13 protein-coding genes are annotated in these 21,558 nt (G+C 70.5%); 4 read left to right on the plus strand and 9 right to left on the minus strand.

Annotation, left to right across the window (positions count from 1 at the left end; all coding sequences use genetic code 11):
* From NA8_RS30660 to mftA, 6 genes are all read right to left on the minus strand, one after another.
* Positions 1-8,346, minus strand: an 8,346-nt coding sequence (locus NA8_RS30660) for a non-ribosomal peptide synthetase (RefSeq protein ID WP_157107014.1), incomplete at its 3' end; no start/stop codon positions are given.
* 477 nt (positions 8,347-8,823) lie between these two features.
* Positions 8,824-10,191 carry a GAF domain-containing protein gene (locus tag NA8_RS30665; RefSeq protein ID WP_063053792.1) on the minus strand — a complete coding sequence of 456 codons (1,368 nt, stop codon included), beginning with the start codon at positions 10,189-10,191 and terminating at the stop codon, positions 8,824-8,826.
* A gap of 124 nt (positions 10,192-10,315) precedes the next feature.
* Positions 10,316-11,767, minus strand: a complete 1,452-nt coding sequence (mftG, locus tag NA8_RS30670) for a mycofactocin dehydrogenase MftG (RefSeq protein ID WP_063053793.1) — start codon at positions 11,765-11,767, stop codon at positions 10,316-10,318.
* A 55-nt stretch (positions 11,768-11,822) separates the two neighbouring features.
* Entirely contained in the window at positions 11,823-13,223 is a 1,401-nt protein-coding gene (gene mftF, locus NA8_RS30675; protein ID WP_063053794.1) for a mycofactocin biosynthesis glycosyltransferase MftF, read from the minus strand.
* A gap of 231 nt (positions 13,224-13,454) precedes the next feature.
* Positions 13,455-14,996 (minus strand): mycofactocin radical SAM maturase, encoded by a 1,542-nt coding sequence (gene mftC, locus NA8_RS30680; protein ID WP_084467210.1) that lies wholly within the window; start codon positions 14,994-14,996, stop codon positions 13,455-13,457.
* 16 nt (positions 14,997-15,012) lie between these two features.
* The gene (mftA, locus tag NA8_RS34210) at positions 15,013-15,111 is read right to left on the minus strand and encodes a mycofactocin precursor MftA (protein ID WP_157107015.1); all 99 of its coding nucleotides are present in this window, start codon (positions 15,109-15,111) and stop codon (positions 15,013-15,015) included.
* 400 nt (positions 15,112-15,511) lie between these two features.
* On the opposite strand from mftA, the gene mftR2 reads away from it, so the two are divergent.
* Together mftR2 and NA8_RS30695 are read left to right on the plus strand one after the other, a co-directional pair.
* Positions 15,512-16,150 (plus strand): mycofactocin system transcriptional regulator MftR2, encoded by a 639-nt coding sequence (gene mftR2 / locus NA8_RS30690; RefSeq protein WP_063053796.1) that lies wholly within the window; start codon positions 15,512-15,514, stop codon positions 16,148-16,150.
* 61 nt (positions 16,151-16,211) lie between these two features.
* A complete protein-coding gene (locus NA8_RS30695; protein WP_063053797.1) occupies positions 16,212-17,267 on the plus strand; it encodes a ferredoxin--NADP reductase in 1,056 nt (351 codons plus the stop codon).
* Positions 17,268-17,337: 70 nt separating this feature from the next.
* Here the strand turns inward: NA8_RS30695 and NA8_RS30700 are convergent, their stop codons facing one another.
* The 3 genes from NA8_RS30700 to NA8_RS30710 form a co-directional block, all read right to left on the minus strand.
* A complete protein-coding gene (locus tag NA8_RS30700) occupies positions 17,338-18,075 on the minus strand; it encodes a DNA alkylation repair protein (protein ID WP_063053798.1) in 738 nt (245 codons plus the stop codon).
* Positions 18,076-18,177: 102 nt separating this feature from the next.
* Complete coding sequence (locus tag NA8_RS30705) at positions 18,178-18,939, minus strand: glutamate racemase (RefSeq protein ID WP_063053799.1); 762 nt, start codon at positions 18,937-18,939, stop codon at positions 18,178-18,180.
* Positions 18,940-19,079: 140 nt separating this feature from the next.
* The gene (locus tag NA8_RS30710) at positions 19,080-20,276 is read right to left on the minus strand and encodes an NAD(P)/FAD-dependent oxidoreductase (RefSeq protein ID WP_084467212.1); all 1,197 of its coding nucleotides are present in this window, start codon (positions 20,274-20,276) and stop codon (positions 19,080-19,082) included.
* A gap of 217 nt (positions 20,277-20,493) precedes the next feature.
* Between NA8_RS30710 and NA8_RS30715 the strand changes: the two genes are divergently transcribed.
* Together NA8_RS30715 and NA8_RS30720 are read left to right on the plus strand one after the other, a co-directional pair.
* Positions 20,494-20,850: an SPW repeat domain-containing protein gene (locus tag NA8_RS30715; protein WP_063053800.1), complete on the plus strand. Its 357-nt coding sequence runs from the start codon at positions 20,494-20,496 to the stop codon at positions 20,848-20,850.
* 5 nt (positions 20,851-20,855) lie between these two features.
* Positions 20,856-21,479 (plus strand): TetR/AcrR family transcriptional regulator, encoded by a 624-nt coding sequence (locus NA8_RS30720; protein WP_063053801.1) that lies wholly within the window; start codon positions 20,856-20,858, stop codon positions 21,477-21,479.
* Positions 21,480-21,558 lie beyond the last annotated feature (79 nt).

The following is a 21,558-nucleotide window of genomic DNA, read 5'->3' on the forward strand; positions in this document are numbered from 1 at the left end:
GGTGACCGTCCCGAGCAGGTCCACATCTGTCAGCGGTTCGTCGGCGTAGTCCCCGGTGTCGAACAGATCGACATCCAGCACCGCCCACCTCCCGGCGCCGGTGGCCGGATCGGGCAGCTCGAGCCCGTCCTCGGAGCGGGTCAGCACGCAGACCGGACGCACCGTGCGCAGGACGTCGGCGACCCGCTCGGCCGGATGCTCCGGATCGATCGGGACGTAGGCCCCTCCCGCCGCGAGCACCGCGTACAGCGCCACCACGAGATCGGCCGACCGCCGCATGCCCACCGCCACGGGCTTCTCCGGACGCACGCCGACCGACACCAGCAGCCTGGCCATCCGGTGCACCCGGCGCGCGAACTCCGCGTAGGTGAGCGATTCGCCCTCGAATCTCAGCGCGATCGCCTCGGGCGTCCGGGCCGCCTGCGCCTCGAACAGCGACACCAGCGTCGCGGCCGGATCCACCGGATGCCCGGTGGCGTTCCACGTGTCCAGAACGAGGGCTCGTTCGCCGGGACTCAGCACATCGATCGTGCCGAGGCACACCTGCGGATCGGCGACCACCGCGTCGAGCACCCGGTGCAAGCGTGACGCGAGCGTCGCGACGGTGGCGGGGTCGAACAGATCGGTCGCGTATTCGAACACCGCGGCCAGCCCGGAACCGTCCGCCGCCTCCGCCACGGACAGGTGTAGATCGAATTTTGCGGTACCCGTGTCGATGTCGAGTCCGGTGGCGGTCAGGCCGGGCAGCTCGAGTTCGGTCCGCGCGGTGTTCTGCAAGTCGAGCATGACCTGGAACAGCGGATGCCTGGCCGCCGACCGCTCCGGCGCGAGCACCTCGACCAAGCGCTCGAACGGCGCGTCGGCGTGGGCGAAGGCGGCCAGGTCGCGATCGCGGACCGCGGCGACCAATTCGGTGAACGTCAGGTCGGACCGGACGTCGGCGCGCAGCACCAGGGTGTTGACGAACATGCCGACGAGTTCGTCGAGCGCGCGGTCACCGCGACCGGCCACCGGGGTGCCGATCACGATGTCCCGCTGCCCGGACAGTGTGGCCAGCAGCGTGGCGAACGCGGCGTGCAGCACCATGAACAGCGAGGCGTTCGCCCTGCCCGCGATCTCGCGCAAACGGCGCTGGGTCGCGGCATCGACGGTGAAGGCGTGGCGCGCGCCGCGACCCGACGCGGCGGCCGGGCGCGGTCGATCGGTCGGCAGCGCTGACACGTCCGGCAGGCCGGCCAGTTCCCTCTGCCAGAACCGGATCTGTTCGGACAGTATCGAATCCGGATCGTCCTCGGAGCCGAGGCTCGCCCGCTGCCACAGCGCGTAGTCGGCGTAGTGGACGGGCAGTGGCGTCCAGTCGGGTGTGACGCCCGCGTGACGCGCGTGGTAGGCGCGCATGAGATCACGGGTGAGCGGTGCGAGCGACCAGCCGTCGGCGCCGATGTGGTGCAGCGCGACGACGAGCACGTGCTCGTCGTCGCCGAGGCGCAGCAGTACCAGGCGCACCGGCGGCTCGCGATCCACCCGGAAGGGCATGGCCACCAGTTCGCGAACCCGCTGCATCAGCGTCTGCTCGCCGATCGTCTCCACGACCAGCTCGACTCGCGCCTCGTCGACCGGCAGCACCAGTTGATACGGAATGCCCTCCGCCGCGGGAAAAATGGTGCGCAGCGACTCATGCCTGGCAAGCACGTCGGCGACCGCTTCGGCCAGCGCCGTCTGCTCGAGCGCGCCGCGCAGCCGGATGGCGGCGACCAGATTGTCGGCCACCGACGCCGCGTCGAACTGGTTCAGGAACCACATGCGCTGCTGCGCGTAGGACAGTGGGACGAGCGTGGGGCGCGGCCCGGCGACCAGCGGCGCCCGGTTGCGCGCCCGGCGGCCGCCGGACAGGTGCGCGGCCAGCGCCGCGACGTCCGGATACTCGAACAGCGCGCGCACCGGCACCTCGGTGTCCAGCGCGTCCGCCAAGCGGGCCGCGATCTGCGTGGCGATCAGCGAATTCCCGCCCAGTGCGAAGAAATCGTCGTCCGCGCCGACCGGATCGACGCTCAGCACCTGCCCGAACACCGCGGCGACGGTCCGCTCCTGCGGCGTGCCGGGCGCGCGAAAGGTCTTGGTGACCGGCGCGGGATCCGGCAGCGCCCGGCGGTCGAGCTTGCCGGAGGCCGTCAGTGGCATGGCGTCCAGCGGGACGTACGCGGTGGGCACCATGTACGAGGGCAGCACCCGGCGCAGCCGTTGCGCCAACTCCGCGGCGAGCCGTTCGGGCGCGATGGCGCCGACCACGTAGGCGGCCAGCGTCTCGCCGGACGGCTGCGCGACGACCCGCACCGCCGCGGCGCGCACGTCGTCCATAGCGAGCAGGGCGGCCTCGATCTCGCCGAGTTCGATCCGCTGGCCGCGCAGCTTCACCTGGAAGTCGCCGCGGCCCAGATACTCCAGCGCGCCGTCGCGGCGGCGGCGCACCAGATCGCCGGTCCGGTACATCCGGCTGCCCGCCGGCCCGTACGGGTCGGCGACGAAACGCTCCGCGCTCAGGTCGGCGCGGCCGTGGTAGCCGCGCGCCAGCTGCGTGCCGGACAGGTACAGCTCGCCGACCACGGCGTCCGGAACCGGTCGCAGGCGCGCGTCGAGGACCATGGCCCGGCTGCCCGGCACCGGACGCCCGATCGGCGCGGGACCGCTCGCGGCCGGGTCGACGGGGGCGCGCGTGGCGTGCACGGTGAATTCGGTGGGTCCGTAGAGGTTGTGCAACCGCGCTGGGCTCACCGCGGCGAACGCGGCGGCGGCCTCCCCGGTCATCGCCTCGCCCGCGACCAGCACGGTGCGCAGGGACGCGATCATCTCCGGCGCGGCGGCGGCGAACACCGTGAGCATGGACGGAACGAACGAGGTCATCGTGACCCGGTGCGCGGCGATGGTCGCGGCGAGGTACCGGGGGTCGCGGTGCCCTTCGTGGGCGGCGACGACCATCCGCGCGCCTCGGGTGAGCGGGGCGAACAGCTCCCACACCGAGACGTCGAAGGTGGCCGGGGTCTTGAACAGCACCACGTCGTTCGCGTCGATCCGGTATTCACCCGCGATCCACCTGATCTGGTCGACCGCCGAATCATGTTGCACCGTGACGCCTTTGGGACGGCCGGTGGACCCCGAGGTGAAGATGACGTACGCGGTGCCGGACGGGTGCAAGGGGGCCAGGCGGTGTGCGTCGGTGACCGGGGCGTCGGAGTAGTCCGCGAGCTCCGGGGCGTCGGCGGTGATGATCGGTGTCGCCGGACGCTCCGCGAGCGCGCACCGATCGGCGAGTTCCGCCCCCAGGTCGTCACCGGAACGCGCAAGCACGCAAACCGGGCGGGCGTCCGCGATCACCTGCGCGATCCGGGCCGCGGGCTGGTCTGGGTCCACCGGCACGTACCCGCCGCCCGCGGTGAGCACCGCGTACGCGGCCACCACGAGGTCGGCCGAACGCCGCATGCCAAGCACGACCGTCCGCTCCGGGCCGACGCCCGCGGCGATCAGCCTGCGCGCCAATCGGTTGACCGCGCCCGCGAACTCCGCGTAGGTCAACCGCCGTTCATCGTCCACTACCGCGACCGCGTCCGGGGTGCGCCGCACCTGCGCCTGGAAGGCGGTGAGCAAGGTCTCCGCCGGATCTCGGGCGCCGGCGGCGACCTGCCCCGCCGCGAGGGCGCGCGCTTGCTCCTCGTGATCGAGAAGGGGCAGATCGCCTACCGCGATCCCGGGATCGGCGGTGGCCGCCCACAGGAAGCCGATCAGCGCGCGGGCGTAGCCGGCGATGGTGGCTTCGTCGAACAAATCCGTGGCGTAACCGAATTCCGCGGGAACCCCCGCCGGTGCCGAACCTTCCCCGAGTCCGGCGCCGGCGGAGTTCTCGGTGACCGTGAGCTGGAGATCCAGCTTGGTCACTCCGGTGTCCAGGGTACTGGTGGCGACCGACAGTTCGGGCAGTTCGAAGGCGATTGGCTCGGCATTGTCGAAGGCGAGCAGCACTTGGAACAGCGGGTGACGCGCCTGCGAGCGCGGCGGATCCAGCGCGGCGACCACCTGCTCGAACGGCAGCTCGGCATGCCCGAAGGCGGCGAGGTCCTGTTCGCGGACCCGCGCCAGCAGGGCGGAGAACGGCTCGGCGGCGTCGACCCGGGTGCGCAGTGCCAGGGTGTTGACGAACATGCCGATCAGGTCGTCGAGCGCGCGCTCGCCCCGGCCCGCGACCGGGGTGCCGATCACGATGTCGCCGCTGCCGGACAGTCGCGACAGCAGCGCGGCCAGCGCGGCGTGCGTCACCATGAAGGTCGAAACGCCCTGTGTGCGGGCGAGTTCACTCATCCGGACGATCAGTTCGCCGGGTAGCTCGAAGCCGAACACCGCGCCCCGGCCGGAGGCGACCGCCGGGCGGGGGCGGTCGGCGGGCAGGTCGAGCTGGTCGGGTGCGCCCGTCAGCGTCCCGGTCCAGAACGACAGCTGGGTGGCCGCGCATGGATCGTCCGGGGAGCCGATTAGTTCGTGCTGCCAGAGGCTGTAGTCGGCGTACTGGATCGGCAACGGGGCCCAGGCGGGCGCGAGGCCGCCGCGGCGCGCCGCGTACGCGGTCATCACGTCGCGGGCGAGCACGCGCAGCGACAGACCGTCGGCGGCGATGTGGTGCAGGACCAGCGCGAGCGCGTAACCGCCGTCGTCCACCGCGAAGATCCGGGCGCGGAGGGGAATCTCGCGTTCCAGGTCGAAGCCCTGCGCCGCGAACGCGCGCAGGCGCCCGTCGAGCTCGGCAGCGCCGATCGCCTCCGGCGCGCCCGCCACCTCCACCACCGACAACACCACCTGCTGTGCGGCCGGGCCCGCGCTGTCGCCGGGCAGCAGCGCGGGGAAGATCGTGCGCAGCACCTCGTGCCGGATGACCACGTCCTCGAGCGCCTGCCGCAGGGCGGTGACGTCCACCGCGCCGCGCAAGCGCACCACGAACGGCATGTTGTAGCTCGCGCCGGATCGCTCGAACCGGTTGAGGAACCAGATGCGCTGCTGCGCCGGAGAAAGCGGAACCAGCGGCGGCCGTGGCCGTGCCCGCAGCTGCGCGACCAAGGACGCGCCGCCGGATCCACCGGCCCGCTCGACGAGTGCGGCGAGTTCGGCCACCGTGCAGGCGGCGAACACGTCGCGGACTCCGAGCGGGCAGTTCAGGTCGGCGGACAGCCGGGCGGCGACCTGTGTGGCCACCAGACTGTTTCCGCCGAGTGCGAAGAAGTCGTCGTCGCGGCCGATCAGCTTGTTACCGAGCACTTCGGCGAACACCCGCGCGACCGCGAGTTCCACGGCGGTAGCGGGCGCGGTGTAGCCGGTCGAAGCCCTGCTGGGAGCGGGTAGTGCGCGACGATCCAACTTCCCCGAGGCGTTCACCGGCAGTGTGTCGAGCACCACGTAGGCGGCGGGCACCATATATCCGGGCAGTGCCTCGGCCGCCGCGGCGCGCAGCCGGTCCGTCCGCACCGCGCCCGGCTGCGCTTCCACGACGTAGGCCACCAGCTGCTCGCCGACGCCCGCGTCATCGCGCAGCACGACCACCGCGCGGGCCACCGCGTCCACCCGGCAGAGCACGGTCTCGATCTCGCCGAGCTCGATGCGCAGGCCGCGCAGTTTCACCTGGAAGTCGGTGCGTCCGAGATACTCCAGTTCGCCGTGGGGGGTCCACCGCACCAGGTCACCGGTGCGATACATCCGCCCGCCCGCCCGCGTGGGCCCCTGCGGGCCGACGAACGGATCGGCCACGAACCGCGCCGCGGTCAGCTCCGGTCGCGCGACGTAGCCCCGGGCGAGCTGTACCCCCGACAGATACAGCTCACCCGGCGCCCCGACCGGTACCGGCCGCAGCCGCGAATCGAGGACGTAGAGCCTGGTGTTGAACACCGGCGCGCCGATCGGCACCGAGAGGGTATCGGTGTCGGTGACTTCATGGAAGGTGACGTCGACCGCCGCTTCCGTCGGACCATACAGATTGTGCAGGCGAGCGCCGGTCAGCGCGCGCAGCCGCTGGGCGAGCACGGCGGGCAGCGCCTCCCCGGAGGCGAACACTGTGCGCAGCGACGTACGGTACGCGTCATGCCGGCCGGCGAGGAATGCCGCGAGCATGGACGGCACGAAATGTGCTGTGGTGACGCCGAATTCGTCGATCGTCCGGCGCAGATAAGCGGGATCGCGGTGCCCGTCCGGCTGGGCGAGCACCAGCGTCGCGCCGATCTGCAGTGGCCAGAAAAATTCCCACACCGACACGTCGAACGTCGCCGGAGTCTTCTGCAGCACAACGTCTTGCGCGGATAGTCGATAGGTCTGCTGCATCCACACCAACCGGTTCACGATCGCCCGGTGGGTGATCGCGACGCCCTTGGGCAGACCGGTCGATCCCGAGGTGAAGATCACATACGCCGGATGCTCGGGTCGCAGGGCCGCGACGCGTTCCCGGTCCCACACCGGCGCGGCGGGGACGGCATCATCGACCTGGTCCACTCGCAGCACCGGTAGGCCCGTCGGTTCGGGCGAATGAGCGTCCCCCGCGGTCAGCACGCAAGCCGGACGGGCAGTGGCCAGGATGTGCGCGGTGCGCTCCGGCGGGTGATCCGGATCCAGCGGCAGGTAGGCGCCGCCCGCCGCGAGCACCGCGTACATCGCGATGACCAGTTCCGGCGAGCGCGGCAGGTGCAGCGCCACCACCGTTTCGGGTCCCACACCCAGCGCGATCAGCCCGCGCGCGAGCCGGTGGCTGCGCACCGCGAGTTCACGGTAGGTCAGGTCGGGCGCACCGGCGGCCCGCAGCGCCACCGCGCTCGGCGTGCGGGCCGCCTGCGCCTCGAACATCGACACCAGCGTCGCCATGGGAGCCGAGCCCGCCGAGCGGCCCGGCAGTCGCGCTTCCACGTCGAAACCCGTCTCGTTCCAGATCCGGGTGCTGACCTCGAGTTCCAGCTCGGTCGCGACGTCGACGGCGGCGAGCGCGGTGTCCGGCTCGGTAGCGACCAGGCGCTCCAGGTAGCGGAGGAACCGGGCGTGCTGCCGCGCGGTGTCGTCGGCGGTGTACAGGTGCGGGTTGGCCTCGAAGTCGACGCGCACCCGGTCCCGGTCGCCGTAGTAGACGTTGAGGCCGAGGTCTTCGACCGGGCCGGTGGACAGCACGTGGTAGCGCCCCACGGTCGTGCCGAGGGTGAGATCGCTGCGGAACAGCATGATGTTGGCCAGCGGCCCGAACAACCCGCGGTGCGCGAGACCGGCGACGTGCTCGGCGTCGCGCTGGATGTCCTCGTGCCGGTAGCGTTGATGGCGCAGCGCGCCCGCGACCTCGACGCGGGTGGCGCGCAGCAATTCGCCCCAGCTCCCGCCGACGGGCAACCGCAGCGGCACGATGTTCGACAGCATGCCCGCCGAGCGCCGCAGCGCCGCGGTGGTGCGCGCGGTCACCGGCAGGCTCAGCACCGCCTCGTCCCGGTCGGTCAGCCGTCCGAGATAGGCGGCGAACGCCGCGAGCAGCACCACCGCGATCGTCGAATCCTGGCTCGCGGCAAGGGAGCCGATCCGCTCGACCAGCTCCGGGGCGAGCACTCGCCCGGCGATCCGGTTTGTCGCGCAGCGGGGCGCGCAGCGACCGGCGAGGCTGGTCGCGCCGTCCAGCCCGGCCACTCGCCCCACCCAGTGCGCGCGATCGGACTCGAAACGGGGGCTTCCCCGATAGGCGAGTTCGGCCTGGGTCAGCGAGGCGAGCGTCCCTGGCCGCACGACCTCGGGCTCGGCGCCGCGCACCCGGGCGGTGTACAGCTCGGCCACCCGCATGGTGTTGGTCAGCGCGCCGTAGCCGTCCAGCACGATGTGATGGACCCGCATGTACCAGAAGTACCGGCGCTCGGCGACGCGCAGCACGGCGCCCGCGAACAGCCGGTCGGCGCACAGGTCGACCGGTGCGCTCGCGTCCGCGCGCATCCAGTCGTGCGCGGCGGCCACCGGGTCGTCCTGGTCGCGCAGGTCGATCAACGGAATGTCGACCGAGAGCCCGAAGTCGACGTACTGGTGCGGGACGCCGCCGGATTCGCCGAGCCGCACCAGCACCGACTCGAACTCGCGCGCCGCTTCGACCGAGACCTCCTGCAACAGAGCGGCATCCAGCTCACCGCGCACGTCCACGTATTGCGCGACGTTGATCGGCACGTCCGGCTCGAGCAGCTGCGCGTACCAGACGCCGAGCTGGGCGGGCGCCAGGGCGAACGGCTCGGGTGCGGCCTGGGACGGCTTCGGCTCGACGGAACGCTGCGGCAACGCGCTGTACCCACCCAACTCCGTATCGTGCACCAGAGCCTCCTACTCGGCGAAAGAACCGCTGTCCGAACGCTTTTGGGCAGCACGAATAAGCCGCTACACCCGGCTGCCCAGTCCGGGCGCATGGCGTGAACACCACGTGCGATTCGATGAGAAGCGCGAGCGATGCGAAGGCATCGCGCGGAATTCGGCAGATTTACGCGAGATCGGCGACCGGGGTGGTCACCGCCGCGGCGAGCGTCGCGTCCGCCGACGTTCTCGCCTAGCGTTCGATCGATCCTCCAACGTCATCGCCGTGGAGCGGACGCCACGGTTATGTCAGCTACGTCACACGGTCATCGTCCGTGCATTGCGAACATTAGGCGCTTCGTTGATAAAAAGGAACTATTTGCACTAAAAACTTCTGGACAGACGTCCAACGCGGCTACCAGCGGCGGAAGTGAGGACAGACCTGGGCGCGCGACCACGTTCGATCCCGGCGAAGCGTTCACACGCCGATGGCTGTGCAGATTATGAGCCGAAACGTTGCATTCGCGTTGCATCCGCGCCGAGGCGGCGGTCCAACACCCGGATCTTGGCCTCGATCTGCGCATACAGCGGCGAGTCACGATCCACCGTGGCCCGGTAGGCCGCCCATGCCGCGGCGTCGTCGCGCCCTTCCGGGCAAGCGGTCCAGCGGCGCAGCGCCGCGGCGTCCCCCGATCCCAGCACCGCGGTGCGCAATCGCACCCGCAGTTCGTCGCGAATGTCGATGATTCCCGGCGCGGTCGAACGCGGCAGCACCGGCCCGGCATAGAGCCGTAATGCGGAATCGACATCACCGGAGTCGAGCGCGGCACGCAGCGCCTCCACATCGGTTGCGACCGGAACGCAGAGACGGTAAGGCCGGGAGCCGAAGACGGTCGGGCCGACCACCGCCCGCAATCGGGACACAGCCGCGCGAATGGTGCCGTTGTCCAGATCGGTGTCGTCGAGCAGCAGCGCGAGATGATCGGCGCCGAGCCCCTCCGGGTGTTCGGCCAGCAGCAACAGGATCTCGGCATGCCGCTGCGACAAGGGCACCCGATCATCCGCGACGCTCAATTGCGGCTGCCCGAGGCCGAGCACGTCGAGCGCGAGCCGGCCCGCCGGGTGCGGCCGCGCCGGGTCGCGCCTGCCGCGACCGGTCGCGCGCTCCCCGGACCGCATCGCGGTGAGCAGCAAGTCCATTTCCGCGGCGGTGGCGGTGGCCTTGACCAGCGCGAGGATCTCCGGCTTGGCCACGCGGATGCCGCCCGCGATCATCAGCACGCCGACCAGCCTGCCGTCCGGATCGTGCACCGGCGCCGCCGCGCCGGTGAGCTGGTGCATCCGGTGCAGGAAATGCTCCGGACCGTGGATCCACGCGGCGCGCCCGGTGCGCACCACCAGACCGACCGCATTCGTGCCGATCCGGCGCTCGCTCAGATCGTCGCCGGCGCGCAGGCCGATCTCGGCCGCGGCCGCGACCTGCTCGGCGCCGCCGTGCACCGAGAGCACCCGGCCGAACTGATCGGCGACCACGACGATCAAACCCGTTCTGGCCGTGTCCTGTACGAGCAATTTGTCGATCAGCGGCATCAGCGCGGCAATCGGATGGGCCTGGAGATAGCGCTGCAGATCGGCCCCGCGCAAACCGCGACCGTCGACCGTGTCCATCGGATCGATCCCGCCGCGCACGCTGCGCAGCCAGGACTCCAGCACGGCAGGACGCAGCAAACCGGCGAGCCGGGCAAGTTGATCGCCGCCCGCACTGAGATATCCGTGCGCCTGCGCGGCGTAGACTTCGAGCGCACCGAGTTGGGCGCCCGGCTCGACGCCCGGCCGTGGGGGTCGCCCACCTGCGATGTTGCTGACCATTTGCCTTTCTTTCCGCCCCAAACTGTACCGGCGCATACAGGGCGGCACCGACCGATGTTCGGGTTTGTCCGCCAGGTCACACCCGATGCCCACCCCGGCAAATTGTGACCTAACCGTCTTTCACTTATGGGACCAGGTATGCCGCCGCCTTTTCCGCGATCATCATGGTCGTGGCCTGCGGCCCACGGCCCAAAGGCACCGGCACGACGGACAGATCCACTACCGACAACCCGGTTACCCCGTGCACCCGGCACAGCTCGTCCACCACGGCCGCCGCATCGTTTTCCCGGCCCATTCGGCACGTGCCGGATAAATGTTGCGAAGTGGCGAGATTCGCGCGCAACCAAGCGTCGAGATCCCCGGTCCGCGGAATCGGATCGACCGGCCGCGCGTTCATTCGTCGCAGCAACCCGCCCGCGGTCGCCACCGCTTCGCGCAGCCGGGCGCGATCCGGCTCCGCGGCGAGGTAGCGGTACTCGATCAGCGGCGCGGCGCCGGGTTCGGCCGATCGCAAGCTGAGCGTCCCGGAGGACCGCGGGCGCATCAGCGTGACGCCGAGCCTGTGCACTCCGGGGGTGAAGGACACGGCGTACGGGCGGATTTCGACATCGCCGACCTCGAGCACCGCCTCCAGCGGGACGGCCGGCGGTTCGGCCACGTCGAGCAGGTAGGAGATCCCCACTTCCGGATGGTCGCCGAGCCAGGCGCCGACCGGGGCGGCGTGCACGACCGGGATGCCGAGCGGTCGAAGCTGTCGCGGGTCGCCGATGCCCGAACGCAGCAGCAGTGCGGGCGACTCGATCGCCCCCGCGCAGAGCACGATGCGGTCAGCCCACTCGGTGCCACTCTCCCTGTCGCGGACCCACTCGACGCCGACCGCCCGCGTCCCGTCGAAACGGATGCGCGTGACCAACGTTTCTCCGCTCACGGTCAAGTTCGGGCGGGCCAGAGCCGGCAGCAGATAGCCGATGGCCGGACCGATCCGCTTGCCGTTATCGCGGTTGCACGGCACGATGCCGACGCCATCGCCGCTGTCGGGGGCATTGAGATCGGGCACCTCGGCGAACCCGGCGGCGAGGCAGGCTTCCGTGAACGCCGCACTCACCGGGGCGGGATCCGCCGTGCGCACCACCGGAATCGGGCCCTGATCACCGTGCCAAGGTCGATCGCCGAAGTCCAGGTCGCGCTCGGTCCGGCAGTAGAACGGCAGCACCGCGTCGAACGACCAGCTGTCCGAGCCGCCGAGCGCCCGGCTCCAGTCCTCGAAGTCCGCTGCCGTGGCGCGGACGAAGTAGGCGCCGTTGACCGCGCCCGACCCGCCGATCACCCTGCCCCGCACGATGGTTCCCGGCACCGGTGGGTCCTCGGCGAGAACGGCCTCGTAGCGCCACAGCCATCCCACTTCCGGACCGATCGGCAACGCCGCCGCGTCCAGCAACTCGGCGGGCATCGCGTCGAGGCCGGTCCACAGCGGACCGGCCTCGAGCAGCCGCACCGCGTGCGCCGGATCGGCGCTCAACCGCTCCGCGAGGACACACCCGGCGGTACCGCCCCCGACGATGAGTGTGTCGGCCATTCGGACTCCCGTTCAGTAGCCAAGATCCAGGGTCGTCGCGGGTCGTACGAGTCGATCAGCGAGCGGGCGTGGTGGGTTTCAGCGCTTCCACGCTGCGCGCGCGGAACGCGCCGAGCCACAGGCCGGTGCCGTAGGCGATGTCGTCGAGACGCTTGTAGGCCACGTAGCGCACGGGATCCAGGCCGCCCGCGTCCCGGTGGGTGAACCAGTCGGCCAGTCCGTCGGCGAGGGCCATGGTGATCGCGATGCGCCGGACCCGCCGCGACAGGACCATCGCCACCAGCGTGATCGGCCAGTAGTGCCTGCACATCGCCGAGGCCATGCGCCAGAGACCGGCGAAGAAGCCGCGCGCCAGGTAGATCGCGGCGATCCGGGTGGGATTGTCCAGTTCGGCGAAGACGCGCCGCAGGCGGGCCAGCGCGGTGATCAGGGTGCCGATGCCGCCGAGCAGCCCCCATTTGGTCAGCGTGGCGAACAGGAACGCGGCCAGCAACGTCCAGGACGGCACCGACAGCGGTGACACCGTGCCCGCGTGCCGATCGCCCAGCGGCGCGGCGCCGGTGCCGTAGAACAGCTTCCGGCCGAACCAGGCGCGGAAGCGCACCCGGTGGTCGTGCGCCACGTGCGCCGCGGGCTCGTAGCGCAGCCGCCAGCCCGCCCGCTCCAGCCGCCAGCACAGGTCGACGTCCTCGGCGACGTGCATGGACTCGTCGAAACCGCCCTGTTCGAGCAGCGCCCTGCGCCGCGCCAGCAGCGCGGCGCTCGGCACGTAGGACACCAGTCCGCCCGAGTGCACCGCCGCCTCGCGCCTGCCCAGGTCGAGCGAGGAGCGGGTGTGCTCGTAGCGCGCCAGCGCGTTGGACTCCGGGTCCAGCGCGACGATCCGCGGGGCGACCAATGCCACCCCGGGGTCGCTGAAGTGGCCGAGCATCACCTCCAGCCATCCGCTGCGCGGCACCACGTCGGAGTCCAGGAACGCGACGAAGTCGGTTGTCGCCGCGCGCAAGCCGGCATTGCGCGCGGCCGCGGGCCCCTGCTTGCGGTCGTGCCGCAGCACGGTCACCCGGCACCGGGTACCCCGGTTACGCGGGATTCGGACCGGCTGGTCGGACCCGTCGTCGACCACGATGACGTTGTGCCCCCGCAACGCGGCGAGCAGGCGGGCCAGACCCTCGGCGTTGTTGTGCAGCGGCACGATGACGGTGACGTCCTCCGGCGACGGCAGCAGCCGGGGGCGGGGGTTGGCCACTCCGGAGTCGAGCAGCCGTCTGGCAACGACAGCGGACTTCGGGCCGGTCACCTCGAGGTACCCGTCGCCGATCATCTCGGCGGCCTCCGGGGCAAGTCGCAGCAACCTGGCCGGCGAACCGCCGATCAGAACCCGCCCGCCGGAGTATGCGCGTACCCGGGGATCGATCCGCACCCCGAATCCATCGGGCAGGCGATCATGGCGCATTCCTGGCATGCTAGGCGGAGTTTCGCGGCCAGACATCAACAGTCCGGAAAAATCGGCAGAATTCCGGGCGAAACCGGCCCGCCACCGGAGGCGGCCCGCGCCGCACCTGATGCCGAGAGTTCGCCGGGGGCCGTTTCCCGGCATCCGGCAACGCGACGGCTATCGCCCGGTCGGAAACCGGACGATAGCCACGACCGCACTGTTAGCACACTTTTGGCAAACTTCATTGCCTCAGGCCAGCGGACTCTCGTCGCAGGCACGCGACGGGCGGCGTTCCGGCGCGAAGCCGGCCGGGCGCGTCGCGCTCAACGTCAACGGGACCGGTGTACTCTTGCGCCCGCCCGCGCGCGGCGCGACCCGGCGGGAATGGTCGACCGACGAACGCGGGATCATCCGCGCGGTGTCGGCCAGCGCCGCCTCGCCATAACCCTGGACGCACTCCGGATCCGGACCGTCGGCGGGCAACCCGGTGAAGAACTTCGCCGCCATACAGCCGCCCCGGCAGGCGTCGTAGTGGCTGCACGACGCGCACGCGCCGCCGCCGCTGGGCTCACGCAGCTCCCCGAACAGGTCCGAGGACCGCCACACGGCGCCGAAACCACCGTCGGCCACGACGTTTCCGGCGCGGAACCGGTCGTGGATGGCGAACGGGCAGGCATAGACGTCACCGACCGGATCGACCAGGCAGACCACCCGGCCGGCGCCGCACATGTTCAGGCCCGGCAGCGTCTGACCGAACGCCGAGAGATGGAAGAACGAGTCGCCGGTGAGCACGCCCTCCCCGTTGCGCAGCAACCAGTCGTAGAGCACCCGCTGCTGATCGGGCGTCGGGTGCAACTCGTCCCATACGTCCGCACCCCGCCCCGACGGCCGAAGCCTGGTCAGTCGCAAGGTGGCGCCGTACTTTTCGGCGATGGCGCGGAACTCGTCGAGCTGCCCGATGTTGTGCCTGGTCGCCACCACCGACAGTTTCGCGTCCCGGAAGCCCGCCGCGGCGAGGTTCTCCAGCGCGCGAATGGCCATGGCGTAGGAGCCGGGGCCGCGCACGGCGTCGTTCACCTCGGCGTCGGCGCCGTCCAGCGACACCTGCACGTCGACGTAGTCGCTGGCCGCCAGCCGGGCCGCGACCTCGGGCGTGATCCGCACTCCGTTGGTGGAGAATTTCACGCCCACGTGGTGCGCGGTCGCGTAGTCGACCAACTCCCAGAAGTCCGGACGCACCGTGGGCTCGCCGCCGCCGATGTTCACGTAGAACACCTGCATGCGCTCGAACTCGTCGATCAGCGCCTTGCACTGCTCGGTGCTCAGCTCACGCGGGTCCCGGCGGCCCGAGGAGGACAGGCAGTGCACGCAGGAGAGGTTGCAGGCGTAGGTGAGTTCCCAGGTCAGGCAGATCGGCGCGGCCAAGCCGGACTCGAAGCGATCCACCAGGCGCACCGCCCCGCCCGACGGGACCACCCCCGTCGCCGGAGCCGGGTTCGCCATCGCCGCGGGCATCGGCGCACCTTCCGGCGCACCGATGATCATGTCCGAGTCGGCGAGCTGGGTCAGCGCGTCGACGTAGGCGCCCGCGCCCGCCTCCGGCACGCCCGCCGCGTGCAACGCGGTACGGGCCGACGCGTGCTCCGGCAGCGACCGGACGATCTCGACGATCCGCGGACTCTTCAAGAAGGAGAGCTTGCGCGTGCCGAAGTGGTAGAGCAGCGCGCCGAACGGCTCCGGGCGCAGCGCCACACGCGGGTGCAGCTGCCAGCGGGTATCGAGATCGAGCATCGTGGTCCGCCGCCCGTCAGTAGACGCCGCACATGCCGTCGATGGACACCTCTTCGATGAGGCTCTCCTCGACCAGCGGGGCCTCTTCGGCCGACCGCGCGGCGGCGGTCTCCATCCGTCCGGTGTTGTCGGTGTCGGCGTGTCCGATGGACCCGTATTCCGGCATGGCTACCTCCGCGAGGACGATCCGTGTGCGAACTGCCCGGTGCAGTTCGTGCTCACACAATAACGTCATCAACTGACAAAAGAACAGGTTTCAGGCACCGAAACCGCGGAGCCCGAGCTTCCCGCCGCCGCTCGACCCGCGCGACCGGCTCGTTCGCCGCCCGCCGAGCGCAACAGGCGGCGACGGGAGCGATACCCGGCGCTCTAGACTGCGGATGGCAAGCAGCGGAACAGAATGTGACGGGCAACACAAGCCCGCGGCGGTAGAGGTGGCATGGGAGTCGGACGAATGCAGGCGAACGGGGGCGGCGGCACACAGTGGTGTGCGCATCAGGCCTGGGGGCGGAAGCTTGCGTAACCACGGAGGGCCCGCGAGCACCACGAATCGAACGCTGTCGGAGTCCGAGATCGTCGAGGCCGCGCTGCGGGTGGTACGCGAGGACGGCGTGGAGAAATTGTCGATGCGGCGACTATCCCGCGAACTCGGCGTCTCCCCGATGGCGCCTTACTACTACGTCGCCGACAAACGGGAACTGCTGGACCTGGTCGCCAGCGCGGCGCTGACCGGAGTGCGCACGCCACCGGCCGAATCCGGGTCATGGCAGCATCGGCTGCGCGACCTGGTCGACCAGATCGACGAGAAGCTGCGCAAGCATCCCGGCCTCGGCGACATCCTCATCGAGCAGATGCTCGGCAAACAGTTGGACCTGATCGCCGCGATCATGGACATCCTGGACGACGCGGGCTTCGGCGATCGCAACATCCTGGCCGCCTACGCCACCATCCACACCTACTTGTTCGGCCGCAGCCGGGTGAACCCGCGCGACCGCTCCGCCCCCGCCGACGTCACCCTGCCTCCCGTGGTCGAGCGGGCTACGCGGCACATCGGCGACCTGCGCGGACGCTACTCCTACGACTTCGGCATGGAGGTGCTGATCGCCGGGCTCGAGGCCCAGCTTGTCCGCCAGGCGACGCCCGACGTACGATGAAACTGAAACACGTTCTAGTTTTTGCGTCGCGGGAAGCCCGTGCCAGGTTCGAGAGGACGACATGACGACTGTCGAGGTTCCACACGGCTCGCGCTCGGTCGTGCTGCGGGTGTCCGCGATCATCACCGAGACGGCAGACACCCGCTCGCTGGTCTTCGACGTTCCCGACGAGCTGGCCGAGAAGTTCCGCTACCAGCCAGGACAGTTCCTCACCCTGCGCATCCCCAGCGACCGGACCGGCTCGGTGGCGCGGTGCTACTCGCTGGCCAGCTCGCCGCACACCGACGACCGCCCCAAGGTGACCGTCAAGCGGACCGAGGGCGGCTACGGGTCGAACTGGGTGTGCGACAACGTGAAAGAGGGCGACCGGATCGAGGTGCTGCCGCCCTCGGGCGTCTTCACCCCGAAGGACCTGGACGACGATCTGCTGCTGTTCGGCGCGGGCAGCGGCATCACGCCGGTGATGTCCATCCTGAAGTCGGCGCTGGCCCGCGGTACCGGCCGCATCGTGCTGGTCTACGCCAACCGCGACCACGAGTCGGTGATCTTCGCCGGGGAGCTGCGCGATCTGGCGGACAAGCACCCGCAGCGGCTCACCGTGATCCACTGGCTGGAGTATCTGCAGGGCTTACCGACGGCCGACGCGCTGGCCACCCTGGTCGCCCCGTATCGCGGCTACGACGCGTTCATGTGCGGCCCGAAGCCGTTCATGGACCGGGTGCACGACGCGCTCGCGCAACTGGGCGTGCCGCGCTCCCGCACGCACGCCGAGGTGTTCAACTCGCTGGCCGGCGACCCGTTCGCCGACCAGGCGCCGGTCGAGGTCTCCGACGAGGAGGCGGCCGACGCGGCGACGGTCGAAGTCGAGCTGGACGGCGAAGTGCACGAGCTGAAATGGCCGCGCAAGCAGACGCTGGTGGACATCATGCTGGCCAAGGGATTGGACGTGCCCTATTCCTGCCAGGAAGGCGAATGCGGTTCGTGCGCGTGCACGGTGCTGGAGGGCAAGGTCGAAATGGACAACGCCGAAATCCTCGACCCGGAGGATATCGAGAACGGCTACATTCTCGGCTGCCAGGCGCATCCGGTGACCGACCACCTGAAGATCCAGTTCTGAACGATCCGCCATTTCGAACGCAATTCTGCGTTCGCCCGAAATAGCGTGATTAGCCGATCGATTGCGCCGACTATCGCCTGCGGTATTCGGCGCGCACTTCTGGCGGTAGATGTTCGGTCGCGTAGCTCAACGCGGTGCGTCCCATGGCCGGGGCGTGCCGGTCGAGGAATCCGGTCAGCAGGCTCCGGTCGACGCGCTTGCCGACTTCGCGCAGCATCCAGCCCACCGCCTTCTGGATCAGATCGCGCCGGTCGCCGAGGAGCAGCTCGCTCAGCGCGAAGGTGGTCGAGGCGTCACCCGCCTTGATGAAGGCGAAGGTGGACAGCAGCGCCACCCGCCGCTCCCAGAGCGACTCGGACCGCGCCAGCCGGAACAGCAGGTCACGCGGTTTGTCCAGCAGCCACGGGCCGACGATGTTCTCCGCGGACACGTCCACGAGATCCCAGTTGTTCACCCGGCCGCGCCGCACGGCCGCCAGATACAGCTCCACCATGGCCGCGCGCGCGGCGTCGTCGAAGGAGCGCGGCCGGGACGCCGCCGCGAAGCGCGCGTTCAGGATGACCAGCGCGACGAACCGGTCCTCGTGCACGTCGCTGTCGAGCAGCTTGTCCACCTCGTCCAACGGAAGCGCCGCGAAGCGTTTCGCGACGCCACGGCTCGCCGGGACCCGCACGCCGAGGAACACGTCGCCCTCGCCGTACTCGCCGGGACCGGTTTTGAAGAACCGCTGCGAGTGCGTCGCATCGGCCGGATTCGCCAGTTCCCGCAACGCCGCCCGCACGTCGGCCGCGGTCACCGAGTCGCTCATCGAACCACGCTCCTGTTCCGAATGCTCCGCGCGCCCAGCGCGGCCCCGGCCGTCGGCGCGGGCCCAGTCGTCACCGCGGCCAGCGCGATGCAGGACCGCGGTTCATCCCTGCGCGCCCAGCACACGCCCCGACTCGAAGGCGGCCGCGCTGACGGGCAGCGCACCGGGGCGTCCGCTGTTCAGCACCCGGATCTCGCCGTTGCCGGTGCTCGGGCGGCCCAGCGCCTCGATTCGCCGGATAGTCTGCGCCGCAACGGCTTGCGCACTGTCGAACAGCCGGACCCCGTTCGGCAGCGCGGCGACGATCGCGTCGGTCACCAAGGGGTAGTGGGTGCAACCGAGCACCACGCCTTCGACCTCCGACGGAGTCCGCGCGGCGGCGCCCGAGATCGCATCGTGCGCGGCCGCCAGATCACCGCGGTCGATCGCGTCCGCCAGCCCGTGGCATGCCACGCCCACCACATCGGCGTCCCCGCCGAATTTCGCGATCAGATCGGCCTGATACCGGCTCGCCGTGGTCGCCGCGGTGGCCCAGACCGCCACCGATCGGCACACAGCCGCCGCGGGCTTGATCGCGGGCACGGTGCCGATCACCGGCACGTCGGGCCCGACGTCGGCGCGCACGTGCTCCAGCGCCGTGACGCTGGCGGTGTTGCACGGCAAAACGATCACCTCGGCCCCCGAACGAAGCGAGGTTCGCGCGGCGTCGACTACCCGATCGACCACCCAGTCCTCCGGCTTCGGCCCCCACGGCGCACCGTCCGGGTCCAGTTGCAGCAGCAGATCCACATCCGGCCGCAACTTGCGCAACCAAGCGGAGGTAGGCAGCAACCCCAGACCCGAGTCGATGAGCGCGACGATCACCGCACCACCGTATTACAGCCCCATGACGGCACCACAGCCCGTTCGAGGCCCGGCGAACCTCCCCCGCGAACAGCGGGCGGGCGGGCCACCGGCGCCGAAGTGCCGGATGCCGCACGCCGTCCGCCCGCCACGCGCCGAGGTCAGCTGGGCGCCAGCAGTTCGGTCACCGGAGCGCCCGCGGCGATCTTGGCGCGCGCCTTCATCACCTGGGCGGTCATGCCCGCGCCGACGACGCCGGTGAGGTTGCCGCCCTGGGAGTAGTAGGCGAGGAACTTGCGGCCGTCGTCGGAGGCGATGTGCACCTCGTCGGTCGCGCCGGGGGTGCCGAGCGCCTGGATCTTCACGTCGTACTGGTCGCTCCAGAAATACGGGACCCGGGCGGCCGTGGGCGGTTGCGCCCCCAGCAACGCGCAGGCGACCAATTTGGCCTGCTCGCCCGCGTTGGTCCAGTGTTCGACGCGTTTGCGCGAGCCGGTGTCGTGCAGCCAGGCCGCCACATCGCCCACCGCCCACACACCTTCGGCCGAGGTGCGACCCACCTCGTCGGCGAGCACGCCGCCACCGGCCGACGGCTCCGCCAGCGCGATCCCCGAATCGCTCAGCCACTCGGTCACCGGCCGCGAGCCGACCCCGATCACGACGAGGTCGGCGGCGATCTCGCTACCGTCGGACAGCCGGGCGCCGCGCACCCGCCCCGCGTCGTCGCCGAGCAACGTGTCCACACCGATGCCGCAGCGCAGATCGACCCCTTCCGCGCGGTGCATGCGCGCCACCAGTTCGCCCACTGCGCTGCCGAGCACCGAGGCCAGCGGTGTCGCCTGCGGTTCGACCAGCACGACATCCACCCCCTGTGCCCGGAAACTCGCCGCGAGTTCGCAGCCGATGAATCCGGCGCCGACGACGAGCGCCGTCCGGGCGTCGCTGAGGTCGGCGCGCAGGGCGAGGGCGTCGGAATGACCGCGCAGCACGTGCACACCGCCGAGATCGGGCAGGCCGGGAAGACGGCGCGGGCGCAGGCCGGTGGCGATGATCAGCTGGTCGTAGTCCAGCGTCGTTCCGTCGGCGAGACGGACTCGGCGCGCGCCGGTGTCGACCCCGACGGCTTCGGTGCCCGAACGCAGATCGATCCGCTTCTCGGCGAAGAACTCGCTCGGACGCAATGTGGTGTCGTCCGTTTCGCCGCGCACGAACTGCTTGGACAGCGGCGGCCGGTCGTACGGCAACCGCGGCTCGTCACCGATGAGCACGAGTTCACCGGCGTAGCCCGCGCGGCGCAGTTCCTCCGCGGTGCGCAGGCCGGCGAGGCCTGCTCCGACGATCACGATCGGCGCGGTCATGCGGCCATCCCTTCCTTGGAACCCGGCAGCCGATCCCACGGAACCGGCGGTGCGACGAAGCCCACCCTAACCTCTGCTTGGCGCATTGCCCTGTGATGACCATCACGCATCAACGGTCGGGCAACAGCCGCGCAATCGTGTTCGTTTCGATATTGATCGGGCGGTCAATCAGGGTTATACCGAGGACAGCACACACTCACAGCCTGAGGAGGTAACCATGTTCACCGAGAGCCGCGCGCAGGATTTCCTGGCTGTCGTGCTCGGAGCCTTCGCCGCGCTGTCCCCCCTCTGGGTGGACACCAACGACAACGCCATGTGGTCGCTGATCGTGCTCGGCGTGCTCATCGCTCTCACCGGTCTGGCACAGATGGCCCGCCCCGACATGGCGGCGGCGGACTACGTGATGGGCCTGTGCGGCGCGCTGCTGTTCGTCTCCCCGTGGGTCATGGACTTCACGGAGTACCGCAGCGCATCCTGGACCGCATGGGTAGTCGGCGTGGTGACGGCGGTGGTCGCGGTAGCGGCGCTGCCGACGGTGTCGGGACGTCTGCACGACATGGCTCCGCATCACTGACGCAGATGCCAGGAACCCGGCGGGCCGGGCGTCGCCGCAGCGCGAAAGCCGACGGCGAGGCGCGGCAACTCATCCTCGACGCCGCGGAGAGACTCTTCGCGGCACAGGGATACGACGCCACCGCGACGGCGGCCATCGCCGCCGCGGCAGGCGTTCCCAAAGGACTCGTCTTCTACTACTTCCCGACCAAGGACTCGATCCTGTCCGCCCTGATGTCCGAACGGGTGCCCGCCCAGCCGATCGACGACATCGGCACGGTGGTGGCGCCGGGAGATCCGGCGACCAGCCTGGTCAACCTCGATGCCGCCCTGAACCTGCGCGACCACCACTCGTCGGTGCTGCGGGTGATCCTGTGGCGGGAAGCCGACACCCATCCCGACGTGCGACGGCAACTGCGCCGCCTGCGCGATCAACTGCTGGAGGTCACCACGAAGGTGCTGCAGGCGAGCGCTCCTGCCCCGGTGCGCCCGGGCACCCTGCGCGCTTGCGCGGCGGCCTGGGTCTCGGCGATGTTCGCGATCGCCAGCACCGACCGGCTGCACGCGCTCGACGGCCTGCCCCTGCCCACCGCCGACGAAGTGCTGAACGTGGCGCAGGTGGTCGCGGCCGGGATGACCCAGATGGGGTGATCCCGGAGTTGTCCACAGCCGGTGCGTTGTCCACATTCGCTGCCGCGGCGGGCCCTCCATGGGCGCCGGACGATCACGA

It is taken from the genome of Nocardia arthritidis NBRC 100137, from assembly GCF_001612765.1.
Classification (GTDB): Bacteria; Actinomycetota; Actinomycetes; order Mycobacteriales; family Mycobacteriaceae; genus Nocardia; species Nocardia arthritidis.

Coding starts and splice junctions, on each gene's coding strand:
- mftC (WP_084467210.1), bottom strand. CDS start 14,996: ATGCTCGATCTCGATACCCGCTGGCAGCTGCACCCGCGTGTGGCGCTG.
- NA8_RS30720 (WP_063053801.1), top strand. CDS start 20,856: ATGCCAGGAACCCGGCGGGCCGGGCGTCGCCGCAGCGCGAAAGCCGAC.
- NA8_RS30710 (WP_084467212.1), bottom strand. CDS start 20,276: ATGACCGCGCCGATCGTGATCGTCGGAGCAGGCCTCGCCGGCCTGCGC.
- mftF (WP_063053794.1), bottom strand. CDS start 13,223: ATGCGCCATGATCGCCTGCCCGATGGATTCGGGGTGCGGATCGATCCC.
- NA8_RS30700 (WP_063053798.1), bottom strand. CDS start 18,075: ATGAGCGACTCGGTGACCGCGGCCGACGTGCGGGCGGCGTTGCGGGAA.
- NA8_RS30695 (WP_063053797.1), top strand. CDS start 16,212: ATGACGACTGTCGAGGTTCCACACGGCTCGCGCTCGGTCGTGCTGCGG.
- mftA (WP_157107015.1), bottom strand. CDS start 15,111: ATGGAGACCGCCGCCGCGCGGTCGGCCGAAGAGGCCCCGCTGGTCGAG.
- NA8_RS30715 (WP_063053800.1), top strand. CDS start 20,494: ATGTTCACCGAGAGCCGCGCGCAGGATTTCCTGGCTGTCGTGCTCGGA.
- NA8_RS30665 (WP_063053792.1), bottom strand. CDS start 10,191: ATGGTCAGCAACATCGCAGGTGGGCGACCCCCACGGCCGGGCGTCGAG.
- mftG (WP_063053793.1), bottom strand. CDS start 11,767: ATGGCCGACACACTCATCGTCGGGGGCGGTACCGCCGGGTGTGTCCTC.